Origin of the sequence: Proteus hauseri, from assembly GCF_040139125.1 — a bacterium.
Lineage (GTDB): Bacteria > Pseudomonadota > Gammaproteobacteria > Enterobacterales > Enterobacteriaceae > Proteus > Proteus hauseri_B.
On record NZ_JBEEUB010000007.1, the window covers coordinates 215,034 to 238,021 of the forward strand.

Below are 22,988 nucleotides of genomic sequence, written 5' to 3' on the forward strand. Positions count from 1 at the left end.
AAATACGTTATTACTGGAGTTATTCCTATGGCACTTTTAGAGCTACAACAATTATCTGTGAAGCAAGCAGGTAAGCTGTTATGGCAAGATCTCTCGTTCTCGTTAGAAGCAGGAGAGAGACTAGGAATATCAGCACCTAGTGGTACAGGAAAAACCACATTAGGTCGAGTATTAGCGCAGTGGCAAGCACCAACAAGTGGCACTATTCTTTTTAATCAACAACCGTTACCCAGTAAAGGTTATTGCCCAATTCAATTAGTCCCTCAACATCCTGACAAATGTTTTAATCCTTTTCGTTCAACAGGGGATAGTGTACGTGATGCGTGGTGTCCTGATAAAAGTTGGCTTGAAAAACTTAAAATAAAATCAGAGTGGTTATCACGTAGACCTAATGAATTATCGGGTGGAGAATTAGCTCGAATTGCATTATTACGGGCATTAGATCCACGTACCCAAATTTTAATCGCTGATGAAGTTACCGCGCAATTAGATGCCAAAATTCAAGCTGAGATTTGGCAAGTATTAATAGATGAAAGCCAGCAGCGTCCGTTAAGTTTGATTATTTTTAGTCACAATAAAGCACTATTAGAAAAAGTGTCCACTACAGTTTGGTGGGTTGATAAAGACAAAGATATTTCTAAAATAATCAATCAATAGAATTCTTATTGTATTAATTGAAGCTGTAGTAGTTAAAACTGTAGTAGTTAAAAAGATCGTAAAAAAAAGCCTCCTATATGTTTAATATAGGAAGCCGAATATTACATCCATATCATGCCCTACACATGATAATAAGGAATTAAAAACGATAGGTGTAGTTGATGCCTAATTGTATATCGTGATAACGATAAGTTGTCATTTCCCAATTTGCTGATGTTGATAATGAGGACTGTTTATCAAGTTGATAAGTTAATCCCATATTTGCAAATGGTCGTAGTTTTAACTGTTTTTTATCTCCTGCATACTCAATATTTTGCTGACCTAAATAATCAATCTGACTACGAAAATCGCGCTGTTTTTGCGATAACTGCCAGAACATACCTGCTTTTGTATTAAGAGTAAGTGATGGATTTAATAAATAGTCCATGCCTATACCTAATTTAGCGGAAAGAGCCTGTTGTTTTAATTTGTCATAATGAGCAATAAATTCAGCACCTTGGGTTTCACTATAAGCAGAGCGAGAAACCTCATTAAAGGTGATACCAGCAAAAGGTGTTAGTGTTAAATGTTTTGTCGCTGAATAGGGATAATAACCTTGTAGTTCAACATAATAACCAGAAAGTTTAGCTTTGCCTTTACCTGCTTCTGTATTTTCTAATCGCTCACGTTCAATAGAGACTTTGCGATTTAAATAAGCGCCTTTTAGCGATAAATGTAATGCGTTGGTATTTAACTCTTTATTTAAAGAGGGAATTAAATCAAGACTAAAACCAATTAAAGGTAATGGATATCCTTGGTGTTTATAGCCTTTAGGTAGTGATGAATAAACATCAGTATCAATAGCTAAACCAACAACCAGTGGAATATGATTAATATCAAAACGATAAGCGCCACTTAAACCAGTTTGTGTCGCATTCGCTTTATTTAGGTGCTGATAGTGAGTAAATCCGCTAATACAGGCTTTTTCTGACCCTACATTACAGGTTGCTGAAGCAAGATAACGTAACTGACCTTGTTGTTGATTGATAAGTTTATAACCATTTTCAGCGGCTAATTGCATAGAACGGTAAGTATTTTCGATATCAATTGGTTTGCTGATAGTGACTGACGGTTTATTTTTTTCTTTCTCTTTTGCTCGTAGTTCCAATTCATCGTCTACAGGGATCAGCTCTTTGGCTTTTGCATCGGCTTCTGCTTTAGCTTTGGCATCAGCTTCTGCTTTAGCTTTTTCTTCAGCTATACGCTGAGCTTCTTTGGCTTCTGCTTTAGCTTTTGCATCGGCTTCTGCTTTAGCTTTCTCTTCTGCTATACGCTGAGCTTCTTTGGCTTCAGCTTTGGCTTTTGCATCGGCTTCTGCTTTAGCTTTGGCATCCGCTTCTGCTTTGGCTTTCTCTTCAGCTATACGCTGAGCTTCTTTGGCATCTGCTTTGGCTTTTGCATCGGCTTCTGCTTTGGCTTTCTCTTCAGCTATACGCTGAGCTTCTTTTGCATCCGCTTCTGCTTTGGCTTTCTCTTCAGCTATACGCTGAGCTTCTTTGGCATCTGCTTTAACTTTTGCATCGGCTTCTGCTTTGGCTTTCTCTTCAGCTATACGCTGAGCTTCTTTGGCATCTGCTTTAGCTTTTGCATCGGCTTCTGCTTTGGCTTTCTCTTCAGCTATACGCTGAGCTTCTTTGGCATCTGCTTTAACTTTTGCATCGGCTTCTGCTTTGGCTTTCTCTTCTGCTAAACGTTGTTTCTCTTTGGCTTCTTCTTGCTTAGAGGCAGCTTGTAGTTCTGTAAGTGCCTTTTGTACTTCGCCGTATTGAGCCTCAATAAATTTTAAGTTTTGACTTTCTTGCATATTATCAAAGTTTGTAAGGCTTTGTTTTATTTTATTATTTTCGTTTGTATAACGAGTTATGTCATCTTTATATTGCTCATAAATATGCGCGTTTTTACTGTAATAACCATCTTCGTCTTTATCTAAAAGAGGCTCCATTACCTCTTGTTTCTGTGTTATTTCCCTTATTTTTTCTTCATTTCCTTGTTGTTGCGTTATTAAACTCTCTTTTAATTTTTCGAGATTATTTTTTTCTTTATCGAATTGAATTTTTAATCTATTAGATAACTCTGTGGTTAAACCAATATCATTTTTAGCAATAGTTAGCGCATTTTCTATATTTATTTTTTCATTATTTCTATCTTGATTTAGATTATCATCACTATTTAACTTCCAAGCGACAAGCTTCCAGTTGTTCTTTTTATCATTTGCAGAACCAAAAATGACCTGTCCATCGGCAGAAATAGATAATGCCTCTGATTCATCACCATCTTGCATATTATCAAGAGCAGATATCTGATCTTGATCTCTATAGTAAATAAATGCTTGTCTTAAATAATAAGAGTTTGAATATTTATTATCTATATATTTATTTCTTTTCGCTTGGTTTTCTGACCAACCAACAATAATGTTACCGTCATCAGAAATATCAGTTGCCTCTGAATTTGTTTTAAACTCAAATGATGCGCTAGGTTGATATAATGGTTTAATATCCGTAATTCTAGTATCTGACGGGTGATAGAAAAATGCCTGACGATTAAGTATTTTTTTATTATTATCCCAAGAGTCGTACCAACCAACAAAAATATTATTTTTTGAAATTTTATTTATTTTTGATGAACCATATAATGAATTATTTATTGAGATTAATTTTTCATTTTCGTTATCATAAATAAATGCAAGCGTCGTGTTCTGTAAATCTTTATCTCTATAATAAGTACCGTATAAGTACTTGCCATCGAAAGAGCTACTTACAATTGTTGGTTTTTTATCTATGATGTCGTTAATGAAATCTAATTTTTTAAATGTATTAAATCTCTCTTTTTCTTTATGATTATTTAATTCACTATTTTCAATATTACCTAATAATATTGTTTTTTTTGTTTTATGGTCATATAGGGTATATGCCATTCTATTATATGGTGTATATCCACCATGCTTAACTCTTAATGCAGGGTAAGTCTCTGGATCATAATCAGAATAAAGGCTAAATCTTCCGTCTTGTGTCGTAAAAAAATAGTCATCTCTGTCATAGGTGATATCATCGTTGTGATCGAACTTATATGCTTTTTTTGTAATGGTATCATAAATAAAAAATACGTTATTCTTAGCTTTGCTATCAGAATGGACACCTAGTGCTACAGCATAACGACCATTATCTGATAATGAAATAAAGTTAACTTTATTAAAATCTTTAACTGCTAATGCACTAAAACTTACTCCGGAATTATAGCTTATTGTATGGTTGTTATTATTTGAAGTAATAACAATAGTTGAATGTTTTGATGTTAGTATATTTGGCTTTTCTCGATTATTGAGAGAACCATGATGATGCTTACTATTTGGATATTCATTTAAATTTTGAGCATCATATCTTGTAAATAAGAAATTAATAGGATCAGTTTCTTTTATTTCATCTGGAGATTTTGCATGACCAAATGAAGAGTTAATTATTAATGATATAATGATTGAAAGCTTTATCTTTGGCGTGTTTATAGGCATTTATTATGATTCCACTATTATTGGCAGGCTTTTAGGAGATTAATTCGATAATATTTTTCTGTCAATACAAATGGGTTTTATTTTAAAATGCTTAGAGTATTATATTTGTTGTTATTTTAAATGATGATGCTTAGTTTAAGTAAATAATTATTAGGAATACACTTCCGGGAGTTTTATATTGCTTACTTTTCTTTTAACTAGTTCTTTTTTAAGTAAATAAATATTATTTTTTTGTGCGGGTTGCCACTCTTTTGCTTCGCCATATACACCATGATTATGAAATGTATTAATTCTAATAAGAATGGATTCACCAAGTGAATTAATAAACTTAGAAAGTAAATCGATATTCTCTAAATAATCTGTTTTTTCGGGAATATATAAAAGGCGTAATTCTGTAAGTAAATTATTATTAGCTAACCATTTGATTGATTCTTTAATTCGTTGATTACCACGCCCCGTTAAATAGAGGTGCGACTCTTCACTCCAACTTTTTAAATCGATCATAGCACCATCCATATAAGGAGCTATTTTTTGCCAGCCATTAATAGAAAGTGTGCCATTACTATCAATTAAACAAGTAAGGTGTTTAAGATCAGCGCTCTCTTTTATCGCTTTAAAGTAATTAATCAGAAAAGGGAGTTGTAAGGTTGATTCACCGCCACTTACCGTTACACCATTAATAAATGCTGCATATTTGCGGGTAATTGCGATAAGTTCGTCAACAGTGTAAGTCAATGTCATGGGGCTTGATTGGCGAGGACAGTGTTGAATACAAGTATCACATTGTTCGCAACTGCTGCTATTCCAACTGATTATCCCATTTTGTAATGAAAGTGCTTGTTGTGGGCAAGTCAGAATGCAGTCACCGCAATTGTCACAAATCCCCATGGTATAAGGATTGTGACAATTTTTGCAGCGCAGATTACACCCTTGCAAAAAGATGGCTAGGCGATTGCCCGGACCATCTACACAAGAGAAGGGCAGTATTTTATTTATCGAAACGCATCTGCTGTTCATGACTGATAACTCGTGGTTTACGTTCAGCAATATGGCAGTTTGCTGTAGCTTCATCACCTAACCAAGTGGTGTTTAAACGCGAGCCTTCTTGTTTATATTTTTTTAAGTCAGATAAACGAACCATATAGCCTGTAACGCGCACTAAATCGTTGCCACCTACGTTAGCAGTAAATTCTCTTAATCCTGAAGAGAATGCCCCTAAACAGAGTTGCATTAAGGCATCTGGATTCTGTTTAATCGTTTCGTCAACGGTTAAAATATCGCTAATACCAGAAGTATAAAACGCATGGTGTGGTGCTACAGTCATTAAATGCGTGACAGGATCAGGCTCTTTGCCATAAGGAATACGTGTTGCTGGCGTTGTGCCAATATCAGAACTAATACCAGATTGAGCATGAAGCATTGCACGCTGTTTCCAGCCATATTTTACCGGTGTATCAGCAACGAATTGTGCCAATTTTTCACTAATAATATAGCTGAGTTTATTCGCTGATTCGTTATCGCCATAAGCGGCATTTTTACCTTCTTTTTCAAGTAATAGCGCAACCGCTTCTGCCATGCCATAAATACCAAACATTGGGGCAAAACGATCAGCGCAGATCAACCCCTCTTCTACTAAGAAGCTTTGTTGAAAGAAGTTAGATTTTTCGTAGAGGAATTCACAACGTGCGTCGATAATCTCTATCTGTTTTTGCATATAAAACGGCAATACGTTTTCAAGAAAATCTTGGCTGTTTTGGCTACGATTAGCCACTTCTTTAAGGTTAATACGCACTAACGTACTACCACCCCCACTTTGTGGCAGAGAGTTGTAGCAACTCACAATGCCATATTCATCTTTACCAAAGACGGCATCTTGCAAAGTACCATTGGCAATATGGGGTTTACTGCTGTGGCAAATATTGGTAATTGCTTGATGCAGTAAATCAGACGGTGTCGAATTGGCGTCATAAATAAAGGTGAGGTTAGGCGCAACTTGTTGAAGTTCTACATCCACTTTTAAAATTAATCGGGTGATGATGGAATCTTCAGGACCAATATTGGCATGCATAAAGGCATCAGGTAGCGTTCTATCAAGATATTGCCAAAAGCGTTTTAATTTAGGGTAAAGCTGTTCTTGCGTTAATTTACCTACATAGGGTAGTAAAATTTTATCAATACGACCTAAGTAAACCGGCATAGAGGTCACTGAAGGAACATGATGATAAAGGATCGTTAGCATATTCAGTGCATCATCAAAATCTTGTGCTGGCTCAAGCTCTAAATAGTGAGATCCTTGTGCTAAAAACTTCGCATAATCAGGCAATACATAACGAGGTTTATAAGGAGCATGACCTTCATACATATCGCAAATAACCCGTTCATCTAATGCGTGAGCTGCATCTTTAGAAAGTGAAGGATAAGGCAGCATATTTTCAGCTTCTAGCGCGAGAAAATGGCGTTTTTGTTCAGGGGAAAGGGTTGGATTTTTTACGATTTGTTGACAACGTTGAATAACAGATTGTTCAGTCATAACCACCTCGGTACTTAAAGAACGAGAAAAAGATCTAAAGCTTATCTTTTTAGGTTAATGATTCGATAAGAGCATTACTGTGATATTAAACAAATCCCCTTTGAAGATTAAGGCAATAGCACGAAAAGACTCACTTTTTTACTCGAACATATATCCGATAGTATTTTTTAAAATAAACAAAGAGCTAATTAAAAGTTGATTTAATTCAATTAACTAGCTCTTATAAGTTTAAATAATGTCTTTATGGTTTGTTTTTTTCGAGAGTATCGTCTTTCTCAAGGTCATCGCTGATATCTTGTTTATCGCTATTATCAACTGCCCGTTCAGCATCATCATTTTCTACATTAATGGACTCTTTTATATCACTGTTACTTTTATCTTCGCTTTTTTCTGCGTTATTTTCATCTTTCTCTTCATCATTATCGTCAGAGCGAGAAGGTAAATTCGCTGTGAGCAAATAAGGCGATTGTTGCCAATGCACTGGCGTGAGTTGTAGTAGGTTATGAGATAATAAAAAGCCGATAGCCAACGCCACAAGTAACATCACCCGTAATAAATTGGTGGTGTTATCAACTTGGCTTGATTCAGTGACCAACTGATGCGTATCTAGAGTGAGCCGGAGAAACCCTTTTGGTTTATCTTTACCCGGCACAGGAACAACCAGTTGATGATTAAATGAACCACCGCTTTTCTGCCCTGTAAGGGCTAATCGCTCTTTTACAGTGACATCTTCACCACTATGGGCTATTTGTGTACCGTCTTCTAAATAGAGACTGGCATCAAGTACCCGACTATCATGAGTAAGATGATTTAAATTAGCCATAATGAGGGGATTTACGTTATCTTTGCTGCTGTCATCCATATAATTGGATAAAGAGAACGCAACTTGTTCTGCCAGCGTTTTAGCAAGCTCTTCAAACTGGGTAATACGGGCATGTTGATTAGCACGGCTAAAATAAGACGCGCCTTGCATAAGAAATGCCAACAATGCGATACAAATCAGTATAATCGCCGTTTTTTGTAGTTTGAATTTTAGTTTGTCTTTAAGCATGTTCATCCTTTTGCGTAAGCAAGTATATGCATGTTGCCAGATGAGCCAGAGATAGAATAGGCTGAATAACGATTATTTTGTTCAGACAGGGGAAAACAGGAGAATAAGTATGTCAAATAGTCTGACCTATTGCTATTTACCAGATGAAATCCGTAAATGGCCGGGACTGCCGTTATCATTGAGTGGCGAAGAGGTAATGCCACTGGATTATCGTGCTGGCGATAGCGGTTGGTTACTTTATGGTCGTGAACTCGATAAAAAAAGAATTAGTGAGTTCCAACATAAACTCGGCGTAGCGATAGTGGTGGTCTCTTCATGGCGTATTGATGATTACCAAGTGGTTCGTATTGCTGGAAGCTTAACGCGTCGTATCCGTCGTTTATCGGATGAATGTGGCTTAGACGTGGTACCACTGGGCGAAATTCCTCGTTTACGTTCTCCAGGATTATTAGTGATGGATATGGACTCAACGGCAATTCAGATTGAGTGTATTGATGAAATTGCTCGGCTTGCTGGTGTTGGCGATAAAGTGGCTGAGATCACTGAACGCGCAATGCAAGGAGAAATGGATTTTAGTGAAAGCTTAAAGCTAAGAGTTGCTCAACTTGAAGGCGCAGATGCGGCTATTTTACAAAAAGTGATGGAAGATTTACCACTTATGCCGGGTTTAACCAGCTTAGTACGTAAACTTCAAGCGATGGATTGGCATATCGCAATAGCATCGGGTGGTTTTACTTATTTTGCTGATAATTTAAAACAGAAATTACGCTTAGTCGCGGCGGTTGCTAACCAACTTGAAATTAAAGATGGTAAGTTAACTGGTAAAGTAAAAGGCACAATTGTTGATGCTAAATACAAAGCTCAAGTATTAGCGCGATTGGCAAAAGATTTAGAGATCCCAATAGAACAAACTATTGCTATTGGCGATGGCGCAAACGATTTAAAAATGATCAGAAAAGCAGGGCTTGGTATTGCTTATCATGCAAAACCCAAAGTTTATGCACAGGCAAAAGTCGCTATTCGTCATGCTGATTTGATGGGTGTGATGTGTATTTTAAGTGGTGGTTTAAAGCACGAAGAACGCTAAGTTTTTCTAGTATAAGTAATAGGTTATAAATGGGAGAGAAGTGTGGCAAAAGCAGCAAAAAGAGCCTTTGTATGTAACGAATGTGGTGCAGATTATCCTCGCTGGCAAGGGCAGTGCTCTGCGTGTAATGCGTGGAATACAATTACGGAAATACGTCTTGCTGCTGCCCCTTCTTCTCGTAATGAGCGCTTTAGTGGATTTGCAGGTGATGCAAAAGGGGTAAGTCGAGTACAAAAGCTTTCTGAAATTAGTTTAGAAGCGTTACCGCGCTTCTCAACAGGATTTAAAGAGTTTGACCGTGTATTAGGCGGTGGTGTTGTACCCGGTAGTGCTATCTTAATTGGCGGTAGTCCTGGCGCAGGTAAAAGTACACTATTGCTACAGACCATGTGTCGTTTGGCGACTGAAATGAAAACGCTCTATGTCACGGGTGAAGAGTCATTACAGCAAGTCGCAATGCGAGCACATCGTTTAGGTTTACCCACAGCAGAACTCAATATGCTGTCTGAAACCAGCATTGAACAGATCTGTTTAATCGCATCACAAGAACAACCAAAATTAATCGTGATCGATTCGATTCAAGTTATGCATATGGCTGATATCCAATCATCCCCCGGAAGTGTTGCCCAAGTACGAGAAACGGCGGCTTATCTAACTCGTTTTGCTAAAACTAATGATATCGCCATTATTATGGTCGGGCATGTGACGAAAGATGGCACCTTAGCAGGACCCAAAGTGTTAGAGCACTGCATTGACTGTTCTGTCATGCTAGATGGTGAAACAGACTCACGTTTTAGAACACTGCGTAGTCATAAAAACCGTTTTGGTGCGGTAAATGAGTTGGGTGTTTTTGCCATGACAGAACAAGGTTTACGTGAAGTCAGTAACCCTTCTGCTATCTTTTTAAGTCGTGGCGATGAAGTGACATCAGGCAGTTCAGTTATGGTGGTGTGGGAAGGTACAAGACCTTTATTGGTGGAGATACAGGCGTTAGTTGACCACTCGATGTTATCAAATCCTCGCCGTGTTGCTGTTGGTCTAGAGCAAAATAGATTGGCGATATTATTAGCTGTATTACATCGCCATGGCGGATTACAAATGTCTGACCAAGACGTTTTTGTCAATGTAGTTGGTGGTGTAAAAGTGACGGAGACGAGTGCGGATTTAGCTCTGTTATCCTCTTTAGTCTCTAGTTTTCGTAATCGTCCTTTACCGCGAGATGTCGTGATTTTTGGTGAGGTTGGATTAGCGGGTGAAATTCGTCCTGTACCAAGTGGACAAGAGCGCATAGCCGAAGCAGCAAAACATGGTTTTAAACGCGCTATTGTTCCTCAAGCTAATATGCCAAAGAAAAATCCTCCTGATATGAAAGTGTATGGAGTAAAAAAACTATCAGATGCGCTATCTGTACTTGACGATTTAGAAGATAACTAAAGGAGCAAAAAATGGGATCTTTTGATTATATCAAACAGGCTATTAGAAAAAATGGTTATACCTTACAGCAAGTTGCTGATGAAAGTGATATGACGAAAGGTTATCTTAGCCAACTTATAAATAATAAAATTAAGAGTCCCAGCGCGCAAAAAATGTCAGCATTACACCAGTTTTTAGGATTGGAATATCCGGTTAAAAAGAAAACGATTGGTGTGATTTTTGGTAAGTTTTATCCTCTTCATACTGGGCATATTTATCTTATTCAAAGGGCGTGTAGCCAAGTTGATGAACTACACGTTATTTTGTGCCACGACGATCCACGCGATAAAGAGCTATTTATTAATAGTGCGATGTCACAACAACCGACGGTGAGTGATAGGCTGCGTTGGTTATTACAAACCTTTAAATACCAAAAGAATATTCGTATTCATGAATTTGATGAACATGGTATTGAACCACAGCCAGATGGTTGGGAAGTGTGGAGTGAAGGTATAACAGGGTTCTTACGTGAAAAGCAGATAACACCCGATTTTATCTATACCAGTGAGCGTGATGATGCCAATCAATACAAGGCGTTTTTAGGTATTGAAACTGTCTTGGTTGATCCTGAACGCTCGTTTATGAATATTAGTGGTCGTCAAATTCGACAAGCACCTTTTAAATATTGGGAATATATCCCAACAGAGGTAAAACCTTTCTTTGTGCGTACTGTTGCTATTTTAGGTGGCGAATCTAGCGGAAAATCAACTTTAGTCAATAAGTTAGCAAATATCTTTAATACGACCAGTGCATGGGAATATGGTCGTGATTACGTATTTTCGCATTTAGGTGGCGATGAAATGGCGCTGCAATATTCTGACTACGATAAAATTGCATTAGGACAAGCGCAATATATTGATTTTGCAGTTAAATATGCCAATAAAGTGGCATTTATCGATACGGATTTTGTTACCACACAAGCATTCTGTTTACGCTATGAAGGCAAAGAACACCCTTTTGTTCAGGCACTTATTGACGAATATCGTTTTGATTTGGTGATTTTGCTAGAAAATAACACACCTTGGGTTGCGGATGGATTGCGTAGCCTTGGCAGTGAAAAAGATCGTCGCCGTTTTCAAACGCTGTTAATGGAAATGCTCGATAAAAACAGTATCGAATATATCAAAGTAAACTCCCCTGATTATGACGAACGGTTTTTAAGTTGCGTTGAATTAGTCAGAGAACTATTAATGATGCAATCAAAGCATATTGAATAATATCATGATTAAAAAACGCCATTAAGTGGCGTTTTTATTTAAGGCTCATCATAAATTCCCTATCAAAATTAAATACCTTACCAAAAGAGAAAAATAGATAAAAAGAGCTGTAGAGTAAGCTATCTACGTAATAATGCTATTTTTCTCAATAAGGTGAAAAAGGTTACTGAAAATTAATTCTGGATCTCTATTATAGATACTAGGTATAGATTGATCTGTGTGTATTTCTTTTGCCATAGGTGTGAGGATCCACACTCTTTCTCTTTATGTTATTAGGTGAAGATATAGAATATTTTTCGTAAAAAGGACAAGAAAATGGCACAACCTTCCCGTGTTTCGCTTCATATCAAGAAAACTGTAATTTCATTGGCGATAGCTGCTTTAGGCTTTACTGCATCATCAAATGCGCTGGCATATCAAAAAGTCCACCAGCCAGATAATAGCTATCAGCAATATGTTTCTCAGCGCCAAACCGTTGATATCTTAATTCAAGATGCTTTAGAAGCCTTTAAGTCTCCAGCACGTGTTTCTGATGCTGGTTTTACGGGAAAATTGCCGTCCAATATGGAAATTGTGGCGCAAAAATTACAGCAAGCTTATAAGTTAGAACCTTATCGCTTAGACCTGCTTTTTAGTGCCGCAAGTGCCTATATCTATAACAACGAAATAGAACGCGCGGTGACTATTTATAAACAGATTTTAGAAGCCGCACCTGATGATATTGATGCACTAATTTACGTCACCTCATGGACTCGTTTTGAAGGTAAAGATAAAGAGAGTGAAGCTTATTTCACTAAACTAAACTCGTTAAATCCCGCTAAAGCGGATGAAATAAAACGTTTCTTTGCTGAGATAGACCGTGTTAGTAAAATGCCATTAAGCGATAAATTAACCCCTGCTGATTTAGCTAAGCTAAATAAAACCAAAGAGAATAATGCCATTGTGACATTGGGTTATGCATTAAATCCCGATGGCACAATGAACAAGATTTTAGTTGAGCGCTTAAATAAAACCTTAGAAGTGGCTAAACAATTACCAGAAGCCATGATTGTGGTCACGGGTGGTGTACCTAAAGCACATCAAACCGAAGGTAAATTAATGGCAGATTGGTTGGTGAAAAATGGTATTCCAGCTGAACGTATTTTCCAAGATAACTATGCGCGTACCACTGTTGAAAATGCACTGTTTAGTCGTTATGCCTTAACAAAACACCGTATTAAAACCGCAGTAATTATTAGTTCTGGTAGCCATGTCCGTCGTGCTGATGCCATCTTTACATTAGCAAGCTGGCAAAGTGGTCCCAGTGATATCACTTACTTAACCGTTGTCGCACCGGATAAACCATTAGCCGAATTGCAAAAGATCAGTAAATCAGACTTACAAGGTATCTATCGTGATGGATTAAAAGCACTAGGCTTATGGAGTTTCCGCAGTTATCCATTAGAAGAGCGTTGATTTTTTATTACGTTTTTTAATCGTGAAGAAAGCCTGAATATATTATTCAGGCTTTTTTGAGGTTGGTATAAGGTGTTTTGATGAAACCTAATGATTGAAAAGATCTTGAATTGAGTGAGTATCTAACGCTGTTGTTGTCATAGATGCTTCTTTTAATAATGTTTGCCAATCATTTGGTGGTTTTCCTGCTTTTAGTTTTGATGAAAATATTTTATATGCATCACTTTTAGAATCGTAAGCACGCAGTGTATTAAAATCATTAACCCAACCAATAACGATGATTTTATGTTCCTCGCTGCATCGAAAAAATAAACGAAACTGTTGTAAGAACTTAGCTCTAAACCAATGTTTATTATTAGGTCCTAATGTGTTTCCTTGATGAAATATAGGATCGAGCGGATTTTTAGCTATACGTTCTTCTATTACTTTTTTGATTGCTGTCAGTAGCTTGGTTGCGTTTTTTTTCTTATACCCATTGGGATCTGATATCTTGAGCTTTTTTACTGTCGTCACTAATTCAGTAATTTGTTCTAAAAAGCATTGGTGGAAAAATATTTTCCAACCATTAATTTCTAAAGTATTCATACCACCTCTGCTAGTCGATAAGTGGTGCGTCTAAATCAACGTCAACTCCAGCAGTAAGTTCTTTTACCTCTTCCCATAATGCAGTTGGCACTGGCTTGATATGTTGTGGATTTTTTTCCATATCCTTTTGAAGGAAAGAGAGAAATTCAGATATAACAGGATCATCTGGTTCTTTTTCTTGTCTAGACATGATGACTTTACCCCCTGGTAATAGAGAATATTCGATCAATTCTCCTGGTTTTAGGTGTAAGGCATCACGAATTGCTGCGGGAATAGTGGTTTGACTACGTTCAGTAAGTCGAGACTCAGCACGTAGAGACACATCCTCAATATTTAAATGGATCATTTTGTTTCTCCTTAACTTCATCCATGATCGGGTTAGGTTTTTTTAAACCATCAAGGATTTGCAAGTCAGAGTATTGTAATGCAAATGCATTGTGCAATGCAAATGCATTGTATAGGATTGCAACAAGATAATTTAAAATGATGGACTAACAGCACTAGGATTGTGGAGTTTCCGCAGTTATCCATTAGAAGAGCGTTAATGGGAGCGTTTTAACGTTAATTAACTCAGAAAGAAAATCTCCTCAATAACAAAAATGATTGACGCTCTTTTTCTCTTTCTTGTAACTCAAGTTGCCTTTCTTCGGCTGTTTGTACAAAAAGCTCCGCTTGACCATTTTTTGTAATATAAACACCGCCTTGAAATAATTCTGGATTACCAAGCCCTTCTCGGGCTAGTTTCTGCGACATTGTTATAGACATAGTAATTACCTTCATTTAATTGCTATTTATATGCAAAACGGGACATAAATAGCGAACTCCTGATAAAAATCTACGTTATCTTGATTTTGCTACTACATAGGAAGTGATAACAGACATCATATTATTTTTTTCTGAGATGTTAAATTTATTATAAATTTGTACACGTTTAATTTTTATTGAATTGATAACCATTATCATTACTATTGTTTCTCACAATAGTTAATAATGAGAATAATAAAGTGAGAACGCCTCTGATGATATGTGCATTGATCGCCTCTTTTCCTGTCTTTTCAAACTGCTTACCTCTAATTGATGGAGAAACAGTAAAAGGGCAGTTTGATAATCACCAAACCCACTGCTTTACGCTAAATCTAACCAAAGAGCGTTATGTCGATTTAAATGTAGAAGGAATACAAAACCTACGTTTAGAAAAACAAGATGGCACTCATATTCGTAATCTATTAAAAGATGTTCCTGCTGATGGGCAACAAAAAGTGCGCTTTTTATTACCTGAAACTGCTCTCTATCAATTAATTGCACAAGGTGAGGTGGGAAAGGCGTGGCAACTCACTTTGACCACACAGCCTTATAATCCATTAGAAAAAAATGCAAGTATTGCAGCAAGCAGCCCACGATTACAGGCGTTAGAGCAAGAGTTGAGTGATAAGACCGTTCAGGTATTTTGGCAGCAAATGCGCCAACAAGGCACACCACTCATAGAGCCTTATGATAAGGATAAAAAGTTAGTCACCTTTTTATGGCGAGGGGCTAAATCAAATGTGTATTTACTGGGGTCACCTGATGGTAATCACGATCCTTTAACACATTTAGCCAATAGTGATATTTGGTATCGTAGTTATATCGTGCCTAACGATACATTAATGCAATATAAATTAGCGCCAGATATTCCGGTTATTGAAGGTGCTACAGGATTCGAACAACGCCGCGCGATTTTAACCACAGCACAAGCTGATCCTTTAAATCCACAAGCATCACCTCAACAATCAACCGATGTTTATAACCACTTTTCTTTACTCTCGTTAAATACACAAAGAGAGTGCCAATTGCCTGATATTTTGCAGCGAACAATGACAGGCAAAACAGAGATTGTTCGTTTTCACAGTGAGATCTTAAATAATGATCGTGAAATTGCACTTTATCTGCCAGCTGAAAAAATGGAAACACCACGGATCCTCGTATTATTTGATGGTCAAACTTACCGTCGCCAATACGGTATTGATCGGTTTTTTGATAAGCAGATCGAGGAAGGTAAATTGACACCCATGATGATCTTATTTGTCGATAGTATTGATAGTGATCGTCGTAGTATTGAATTACCGCCAAATCCTGATTTTTACCGCTTTTTAGCTGATGAACTCTTTGTTTGGCTAGAAAAAGAGAAAGGTATTCAAGTTTCAGGTGAAGAGACTATTGTCTCAGGCTCCAGTTATGGTGGTTTAGCCTCTGCTTGGGTCGCCTTTAATCGTCCTGATCGCTTTGGTAAAGTGCTGAGTATGTCTGGCTCTTATTGGTGGGCACCTGAAAATGAAGAGCCAGAGTGGCTTATTCGCCAATTTAAGCAAGCCGATAAAAAACCACTGAGCTTCTTTTTAGAAGCCGGATTATTTGAATCTCGTGGTGATGTAGGTGGCATCTTAAATAACAATCGCCACTTTAAACAAGTGCTAGAAAATAGAGGCTATTCAGTAACATCTTTAGAGATGGCAAGTGGTCATGACTATATCTCTTGGTGTGAAACACTCTATATTGGTGCTAAAGCGTTAACTGAAGATAAATATTAATTTATCGTATTAACTTATTACCTTGATACCCATAAAAGCTTACTTGTTGATAATGCGGTAAGCTTTTTATTTGTCATTAACTTGTCATAAAGTTGTCATCGAAATCGCTTTTAGCTTTCATCTCTTTGTCATTTAACTGCCGTAAGCTTTTCCTGACTTAAAACATTAACTGTGTTTTTTTACTTTTGAGTGCAAGGAAAAAGCTATGTCTCATCGTTACCAACGTTCTATTTTATCCGTTATTGTAACAACGCTATTGGCAGGTGCGAGTTTCTCTTCTTTTGCCGCTCCCGTTGCCGCTGATGCAATCTTAGCGCAAGATCGTGCAGCAAAAGGTAATATCACTGAATTTGGCGGTGCTCGCCGTATGACTCAGGATCAAACTGAGGCATTAAAAGCTGCTTTACATAATAACCAAGCTAAAAACGTCATCTTATTTATTGGTGATGGTATGGGTGATTCTGAAATCACCGTTGCGCGTAACTATGCTGAAGGTGCAGGTGGCTTTTTTAAAGGCATCGATGCCTTACCTATTACGGGTCAATACACACACTATGCTTTAGATAGAAAAACGCAAAAACCTAACTATGTGACAGACTCTGCCGCTTCTGCGACAGCATGGGCTTCAGGCGTAAAAACCTATAATGGTGCATTAGGGATTGATGTATTTGGTAAGGATCACCAAACCATTTTGGAATTAGCAAAAGCAAATGGTAAAGCGACAGGAAACGTCACAACATCAGAAATTCAAGACGCAACACCCGCAGCGCTGTTCTCTCATGTAACGGGTCGCAAATGCTATGGCCCTGTTGAAACGTTAGAAAAATGTTCAACCAATGCATTAGAAAATGGGGGTAGAGGCTCTATCTCTGAACAGTTACTAGTCACTCGTGCAGACATTACATTGGGGGGCGGTGCAAAAAGTTTTGCTCAAACTGCCACCGTGGGTGATTACAAAGGCAAAACGCTAGAGCAACAAGCTATAGAACGTGGCTATCAAATCGTAAAAGATGCAAAATCTTTAGAGGCGATAACGTTAGCAAATCAAGATAAACCAGTATTAGGTCTATTCCATGAAGGGAATATGGCAGTGGCATGGGAAGGACCCAAAGCAACTTATCACGGTAATCTGACTAACCCACCTTTAGAGTGCAAACCTAACTCCAAACTCGATCCAAATGCGCCAACACTGGCACAAATGACCAAAAAAGCGATCGACTTACTGAAAACTAATGAGAATGGATTCTTCTTACAAGTTGAAAGTGCCTCTATCGATAAGCAAGATCACAATGCTAACCCTTGTGGTCAAATCGGTGAAACGGTGGCATTAGATGAAGCGGTGCAAATTGGTTTAGATTTTGCCAAGAAAAATGGTGATACGCTAGTTATTGTTACCGCAGACCATGCTCACTCTAGCCAAATTATTGAGGCTGATGTGAAATCGAGTGGTTTAACTCAAGCGCTGATCACTAAAGATGGTGCAGTGATGGTGGTGAATTACGGTAACTCAGAAGAAGAATCACAAGAACATACTGGAGCACAACTTCGCGTTGCAGCTTATGGACCACATGCTGCAAATGTTGTGGGATTAACAGACCAAACTGACTTGTTCTTCACCATGCGTGATGCGATGGGTCTGAAGTAAATTCTAGTTGAGTTTATGGTCTGTCTGAACTTGTAATCGAATTGCCTTACTAAACTTGTTGTATTTTATCGCGACTTAGAGAGATACCCTCTAGTCGCGTTTTTTTATTTATACGTCAAATCAATAATAAAATGATAATAAATCAATAAGTTATTTATAGATCAATTTTGAATCTTGCCTCTTTTCTGCTATAATCAGCAAGATTTACACATTTATTCATACAAAATTCTTTAATTCTCCATTGATTATTGCACTTAAGTTGCAATATCTTTTTGCCTAACGATATCTATTTCTTGTTAAGGCATTACCAGTAAAAATCTTTTCTCAGATAACTTATCTGCTCATGGTCTTTCTCTTTTTTATGAGATTGAAGGAGAACAGAGTCAAATAAACAACGATAAAAAAAGGTTATTCTTTCTATGCTGACACTGCTTCATTTACTCTCATCGGTTGCACTTCTTGTCTGGGGAACACATATTGTTCGTACTGGCATTATGCGTGTCTTCGGTTCTGATTTGCGTCGAATTCTGGGGAAAAGTATTAATAAAAAATCCCATGCCTTTCTCGCCGGTGTTGGTGTTACCGCTTTAGTGCAAAGCAGTAATGCGACCGCACTATTGGTTATCTCTTTTGTAACTCAAGGGTTGATCTCAATTACTCCAGCGCTGGTGATCATGTTGGGTGCAGATGTGGGTACTGCTCTTATGGCGCGAGTACTAACCTTTGATCTCTCTTGGTTATCGCCTCTATTAATTTTAATCGGGGTAATTACGTTTCTTAGTCGCAAAAAAGAGCGAGTAGGGCAATTAGGACGTGTAGGTATTGGTCTTGGTTTGATCATTTTGGCACTACAGCTCATTGTTACTTCCGCTGAGCCCATTACTCATGCGAGTGCAATGCAGGCGATTTTCACCTCATTAAGTGGTGATACTGTACTTGCTCTATTAGTCGGTGCATTGTTTGCGATGGTGAGTTACTCAAGCCTTGCCGCAGTACTATTAACCGCGACCTTAAGCGCGACAGGATTAATGCCTCTGTATATCAGCTTATGCATTGTGATTGGTTCTAACATTGGTAGTGGATTACTGGCACTGATGAGTAGCAGAGGGCAAAGCGTTGTATCACGCCAAGTCGTATTAGGTAGCCTGTTTTTTAAATTAATTGGTGCATTAATTGTTTTACCTTGGATAACCTATATTGCTACAGAGATACAGCAATATAGCTTTTCACCAGCAGAAGTCATTATCTATTTTCATGTAATTTATAATCTTGGTCGCTGTTTATTGATGATCCCTTTTGTGGCTCCAATGGCAAAATTGTGTCAGCGATTAATTCCTGAATTGCCAGCAACTGAGTCTGAAATGGCACCTCGCTATTTGGATCCATCCGCTATTGATACACCCTCTTTAGCTATCGCTAACGCAGTAAGAGAAAGCTTGCGGTTAGGTGATGTTATAGAGCAAATGTTGCAACGTTTTCATGCATTAATGGAAGGTGATCGTCAGCAGAAAAGGGAAATTAGCCAGTTAGAAGAAGAAGTCGAATTACTTCATAGCAGTATTAAATTGTATATGGCGCAGATCCAACAGCATGATCTAGGTACAGAAGACTCTCGGCGTTGGGCTGAAATTATTGATACCACGATGAATTTACAACAATCATCCGCTATTATTGCGCGTATGTCGGCTGAAGTGGTGAGCAAAGGTTTAAATCATCACTTATTTTTATCGGAGGAAGGACGTCGTGAATTACAGACACTCCTTGAGCGTCTGCAAAGTAATCTGAATCTGGCGATGTCGGTTTTTGTTTCCGGCAATATGGAACATGCTCGTAAATTACGTCGAGCAAAACATCGTTTCCGTTTACTCAATCAGCGTTACTCGTTTGCACATGTTGAACGTCTTCATTTGCATAATATGCAAAGCATTGAAACCAGTTCGTTGCATACCGGTTTGCTGGGGGATATGAAACGGTTGAATTCCTTATTCTGTGCAGTGGCTTATCACGCACTTGAACGAAGTGAATCATCTTCAGAACAGGTTAATCTTTAATAATGAAACACACTATTCGTCAATTAACACGCAATGAAATTCCACACGTTTGGAAAATTGATAGAACTGAGCTTATAGAAAAGCTATATGTCTTAAAAGAAGGGAAATTACGCTTATCAGCGCAGCGTTTTGATATGAAAGGTTGGCCTGAAGAAGGTGAAGCAGAACATTACACACCTGTTTTACTTGAAAGTGCTGATAGAGGTGCTCCTTTCTGGGGTATTTTTAATCAGAATAAATTAGTTGCTGCTGCCAGTGTAGATCCACAATGGTGAGGTCAAAATGGCACACTATTACAACTCTCTTTTTTGCACATTAGCCACCAGCAACGTGGGTTTGGTTTAGGTCGAATATTATTTAATTACTGTGTGGCATATGCGAAAATAAAAGGAGCGAGTGGACTTTATGTTTCATCCACACCGTCTGAAAATAGTGCTAATTTCTATTAGCATTTAGGATGTCGTTTAATTGATACTCCAGATGCCCAATTGTATGAGCGAGAGCCAGAAGATATCCATTTGGTTTTTAATTTTACGGGATAAACAACACGTAATTACACGAATAAATTCTGCTCTATTATCAAGCGCTTTATCGTTTAACGGTAAGGCGTTTTTTATTTTTATCAATAATGAAATTTCACTTAACCCTTTAAAAAATAAGGATATAGAATAAGTTTTTTTTTGTTATATGTTGATTTAGTCGATGTGTTATATATAATAATGAAAATCATTATCATTAACGGCAAGTTATTATGGAATGGTGAGTTATTATGGCTAAATCAACGCGCTTATCTCAATCTGTTTCTTGGACTTCACGCATTAGCTTATGGGAAATGCTGGCTGTCTCTTCACTATTTACGGTAATAACACATTCTATCGCAGGCACTGCAGCATTTACGCTGGTTTTAGTTATCTCAATGTTGCTATCAACACTCATGTTATTTCATAAAAAATTACGTATGTGGGTAATTATTCCCGCAGGTGTTGTATTAACCTATAGTTTAATCACGCTTTTAACGTCTTATAGTGGATAGCGGTGATAGATACTAACATCGAGGTACTTTAAGAAAGGGATAAATTGAGTGGTGCGAAGAGGGGGACTTGAACCCCCACGTCCGTAAGAACACTAACACCTGAAGCTAGCGCGTCTACCAATTCCGCCACCCTCGCAATCTTACTCAATTTGTTATCTATTAAAACCGTGTTTTGGTGCGAAAAGGGGGACTTGAACCCCCACGTCCGTAAGGACACTAACACCTGAAGCTAGCGCGTCTACCAATTCCGCCACTCTCGCAATTAAAACATCTTAAACAGATAGGGTGCGAATTTTATGCTTTTTATTTATGACGTCAATTATTTTTTTCTCACTAAACTATCTTGGTGATGAAAAATAAAACAGCGAGAGTAATAACATAAAATAGATAGATTATATTTTTTTTAGAACTAAGATAAATAATCATTACAAAAACCAATTACACAATACGTTCATGAGGTTTTTTATGAAAAAAATCAATATGTTGATTGTTATCTTATCTGTGATTATATCAAGTAATGTATATGCAGAAACCTACCAAGATAAAAGTGGTCAAGTCATTGGCTCAACCCGTACAGGCAGTAACGGTGAGACCATTTACCTAAATAAAAGTGGTCAAGTCATTGGCTCAGCCCGTACAGGCAGTAACGGTGAGATCATCTACCTAGATAAAAATGGTCAAGTCACAGGCTCTGCTCGTACAGGCAGTAACGGTGAGACCACCTACCTAAATAGCAGTGGTCAAGTCACTGGCTCTGCCCGTACAGGCAGTAACGATGAGACCACCTACCTAAATAAGAGTGGTCAAGTCACAGGCTCTGCTCGTACAAACAGTAACGGTGAGACCACTTACCTAAATAAGAGTGGTCAGGTTATCGGCTCAAAAAAATGATAACTTTCGCTTGAAAATGAAAGGATTTGCTATTAGATGACTGTTTTCAGCCGTAAACTGAAGACCCCAGTAGTTGGAAAATCAATTACTGGGGTCTTCATAACAGGGCTGTTATTACACTTTTTTTGTTGCTTGGTAGACTTTAAATTTACCCGTTGAAGCCAGAACTTCATGAGAACCAAATACGTGGTCAAGAATATCTGGATAAGGGATAAATGAGTTAGCCACAATTCTTAATTTTCCGCCATTCTTCAAAAAGTTAGGTGCAAGACGAATAATATCTTCAGCGGCTTCATAACTTGTCCCTAAGCCATCATGGAATGGTGGGTTTGAGATAATCCAGTCGTAAGTTTCTTCAACCGCAGAGTAAACATTACTGGCGATAACTCGACCTTCTAGTTCATTCACGTTCAATGTAGCAATACTTGAAGAAATAGCCGCTGCATTGACATCACATAATGTCAGTTTTAGCATCGGGTTTTTCTTGCCTAAGACTGTCGCTAAAACACCACAACCACAAGCCATATCAAGCAAATCACCAACCATTGCATCATCAAATGTAGAGAGTAATAATCGACTACCTTCATCTAATGCACTTTGGCTAAATACGCCGGGTAGAGCCATTACGGTAAGATCGTTATGGCGATAGGTTTGCCACCAATTATTACGATCAAACAGTGTTTGATAAGTTTGAGTACCAAAAAAGAGGCTACAACGACGAGCGGAGTCTATTTTTTTCAGTTTGGCGATACCGTTCATTAATTCGGTCGCACTTTTTACACCACTACGGTTTTCACCAACGATAAAAATTTCTGTTCCAACTTGTAAATTAGAGCATAGGCTTCGAAGTTGGAAAGTGGCTTCATTTTTATTTTTAGGCCAGAAGTAGATAAGTGTATCGCAATATTTAACAAATGATTGATCTGCAACTAAACCAAACAGTGCATTATCGCCCATTGATTTGAGCAACGGTAACCATTGGTGATATTGATTTGTATAAGATCTAACACTTTTCGCCTGAATTTGCGCCGCTAGCGTGTCTTGAAGATCGCCCGCAATAAGTACGTGCCTGTCAGCGAAATGATCGAGGTGACGAAGAATAACTTCGCTTGCAGGGGACAGTGAGGACATTATGATTATTACTCCTTAAAAAACATGAGACGCATGATATCAGATATAAAGAAACCGACGCTATTTATTGG

General features: G+C 37.8%; 17 protein-coding genes, 2 tRNA genes and 2 pseudogenes. 11 read left to right on the forward strand and 10 right to left on the reverse strand.

What is annotated here, in order from left to right; genetic code table 11:
* Window positions 1–27 precede the first annotated feature (27 nt).
* Window positions 28–657: an ATP-binding cassette domain-containing protein gene (locus tag ABN099_RS13155; RefSeq protein WP_349464297.1), complete on the forward strand. Its 630-nt coding sequence runs from the start codon at window positions 28–30 to the stop codon at window positions 655–657.
* Window positions 658–796: 139 nt separating this feature from the next.
* Here the strand turns inward: ABN099_RS13155 and ABN099_RS13160 are convergent, their stop codons facing one another.
* The 4 genes and pseudogenes from ABN099_RS13160 to ABN099_RS13175 all read right to left on the reverse strand — a co-directional run.
* On the reverse strand, window positions 797–4,201 hold the full coding sequence (locus ABN099_RS13160; protein WP_349464298.1) for an autotransporter domain-containing protein: 3,405 nt from the start codon (window positions 4,199–4,201) through the stop codon (window positions 797–799).
* A gap of 150 nt (window positions 4,202–4,351) precedes the next feature.
* Window positions 4,352–5,218, reverse strand: a complete 867-nt coding sequence (locus ABN099_RS13165; protein WP_349464300.1) for a YjjW family glycine radical enzyme activase — start codon at window positions 5,216–5,218, stop codon at window positions 4,352–4,354.
* The gene (locus ABN099_RS13170; RefSeq protein WP_349464302.1) at window positions 5,190–6,731 is read right to left on the reverse strand and encodes a YjjI family glycine radical enzyme; all 1,542 of its coding nucleotides are present in this window, start codon (window positions 6,729–6,731) and stop codon (window positions 5,190–5,192) included. The genes ABN099_RS13165 and ABN099_RS13170 overlap by 29 nt, the downstream gene beginning before the upstream one ends.
* A 370-nt stretch (window positions 6,732–7,101) precedes the next feature.
* A pseudogene (locus ABN099_RS13175) lies at window positions 7,102–7,782 on the reverse strand (YtjB family periplasmic protein); the annotation flags it as partial.
* Window positions 7,783–7,891: 109 nt separating this feature from the next.
* Between ABN099_RS13175 and serB the strand changes: the two are divergent.
* The 4 genes from serB to ABN099_RS13195 all read left to right on the forward strand — a co-directional run bounded on the left by serB (window position 7,892) and on the right by ABN099_RS13195 (window position 13,014).
* Window positions 7,892–8,869 carry a phosphoserine phosphatase gene (gene serB / locus ABN099_RS13180; protein WP_349464303.1) on the forward strand — a complete coding sequence of 326 codons (978 nt, stop codon included), beginning with the start codon at window positions 7,892–7,894 and terminating at the stop codon, window positions 8,867–8,869.
* A 42-nt stretch (window positions 8,870–8,911) separates the two neighbouring features.
* Window positions 8,912–10,303 (forward strand): DNA repair protein RadA, encoded by a 1,392-nt coding sequence (gene radA, locus ABN099_RS13185; protein WP_349464305.1) that lies wholly within the window; start codon window positions 8,912–8,914, stop codon window positions 10,301–10,303.
* An 11-nt stretch (window positions 10,304–10,314) separates the two neighbouring features.
* Complete coding sequence (gene nadR / locus ABN099_RS13190; protein WP_349464306.1) at window positions 10,315–11,559, forward strand: multifunctional transcriptional regulator/nicotinamide-nucleotide adenylyltransferase/ribosylnicotinamide kinase NadR; 1,245 nt, start codon at window positions 10,315–10,317, stop codon at window positions 11,557–11,559.
* A 315-nt stretch (window positions 11,560–11,874) separates the two neighbouring features.
* Entirely contained in the window at window positions 11,875–13,014 is a 1,140-nt protein-coding gene (locus ABN099_RS13195) for a YdcF family protein (protein ID WP_349464307.1), read from the forward strand.
* An 87-nt stretch (window positions 13,015–13,101) separates the two neighbouring features.
* On the opposite strand, the gene ABN099_RS13200 is transcribed toward ABN099_RS13195, so the two are convergent.
* From ABN099_RS13200 to ABN099_RS13210, 3 genes and pseudogenes are all read right to left on the reverse strand, one after another.
* Window positions 13,102–13,599, reverse strand: coding sequence for a type II toxin-antitoxin system YhaV family toxin (locus ABN099_RS13200; RefSeq protein ID WP_349464308.1), 498 nt, complete (start codon window positions 13,597–13,599; stop codon window positions 13,102–13,104).
* A 10-nt stretch (window positions 13,600–13,609) separates the two neighbouring features.
* Window positions 13,610–13,945, reverse strand: a complete 336-nt coding sequence (locus ABN099_RS13205) for a type II toxin-antitoxin system PrlF family antitoxin (protein ID WP_349464309.1) — start codon at window positions 13,943–13,945, stop codon at window positions 13,610–13,612.
* Window positions 13,946–14,184: 239 nt separating this feature from the next.
* A pseudogene (locus tag ABN099_RS13210) lies at window positions 14,185–14,364 on the reverse strand (hypothetical protein); the annotation flags it as partial.
* 239 nt (window positions 14,365–14,603) lie between these two features.
* On the opposite strand from ABN099_RS13210, the gene ABN099_RS13215 reads away from it, so the two are divergent.
* The 5 genes from ABN099_RS13215 (at window position 14,604) to ABN099_RS13235 (ending at window position 20,895) form a co-directional block, all read left to right on the forward strand.
* Complete coding sequence (locus ABN099_RS13215; protein WP_349464310.1) at window positions 14,604–16,166, forward strand: alpha/beta hydrolase-fold protein; 1,563 nt, start codon at window positions 14,604–14,606, stop codon at window positions 16,164–16,166.
* 205 nt (window positions 16,167–16,371) lie between these two features.
* Complete coding sequence (gene phoA / locus ABN099_RS13220; RefSeq protein WP_349464312.1) at window positions 16,372–17,811, forward strand: alkaline phosphatase; 1,440 nt, start codon at window positions 16,372–16,374, stop codon at window positions 17,809–17,811.
* Window positions 17,812–18,230: 419 nt separating this feature from the next.
* On the forward strand, window positions 18,231–19,862 hold the full coding sequence (locus tag ABN099_RS13225) for a Na/Pi cotransporter family protein (protein ID WP_349464313.1): 1,632 nt from the start codon (window positions 18,231–18,233) through the stop codon (window positions 19,860–19,862).
* A 2-nt stretch (window positions 19,863–19,864) separates the two neighbouring features.
* The gene (locus ABN099_RS13230; protein WP_349464314.1) at window positions 19,865–20,137 is read left to right on the forward strand and encodes a hypothetical protein; all 273 of its coding nucleotides are present in this window, start codon (window positions 19,865–19,867) and stop codon (window positions 20,135–20,137) included.
* 494 nt (window positions 20,138–20,631) lie between these two features.
* Window positions 20,632–20,895: a DUF1435 family protein gene (locus ABN099_RS13235; RefSeq protein ID WP_349464315.1), complete on the forward strand. Its 264-nt coding sequence runs from the start codon at window positions 20,632–20,634 to the stop codon at window positions 20,893–20,895.
* Window positions 20,896–20,944: 49 nt separating this feature from the next.
* Here ABN099_RS13235 and ABN099_RS13240 read toward each other — a convergent pair.
* Both ABN099_RS13240 and ABN099_RS13245 read right to left on the reverse strand, forming a co-directional pair.
* Window positions 20,945–21,031: transfer RNA gene (locus ABN099_RS13240), tRNA-Leu, on the reverse strand.
* 37 nt (window positions 21,032–21,068) lie between these two features.
* Window positions 21,069–21,155, reverse strand: a tRNA-Leu gene (locus ABN099_RS13245).
* A 205-nt stretch (window positions 21,156–21,360) separates the two neighbouring features.
* Between ABN099_RS13245 and ABN099_RS13250 the strand changes: the two genes are divergently transcribed.
* Window positions 21,361–21,786: a hypothetical protein gene (locus ABN099_RS13250; RefSeq protein WP_349464316.1), complete on the forward strand. Its 426-nt coding sequence runs from the start codon at window positions 21,361–21,363 to the stop codon at window positions 21,784–21,786.
* Between the two features lie 114 nt (window positions 21,787–21,900).
* On the opposite strand, the gene rsmC is transcribed toward ABN099_RS13250, so the two are convergent.
* On the reverse strand, window positions 21,901–22,917 hold the full coding sequence (rsmC, locus tag ABN099_RS13255; RefSeq protein WP_349464318.1) for a 16S rRNA (guanine(1207)-N(2))-methyltransferase RsmC: 1,017 nt from the start codon (window positions 22,915–22,917) through the stop codon (window positions 21,901–21,903).
* Window positions 22,918–22,988 lie beyond the last annotated feature (71 nt).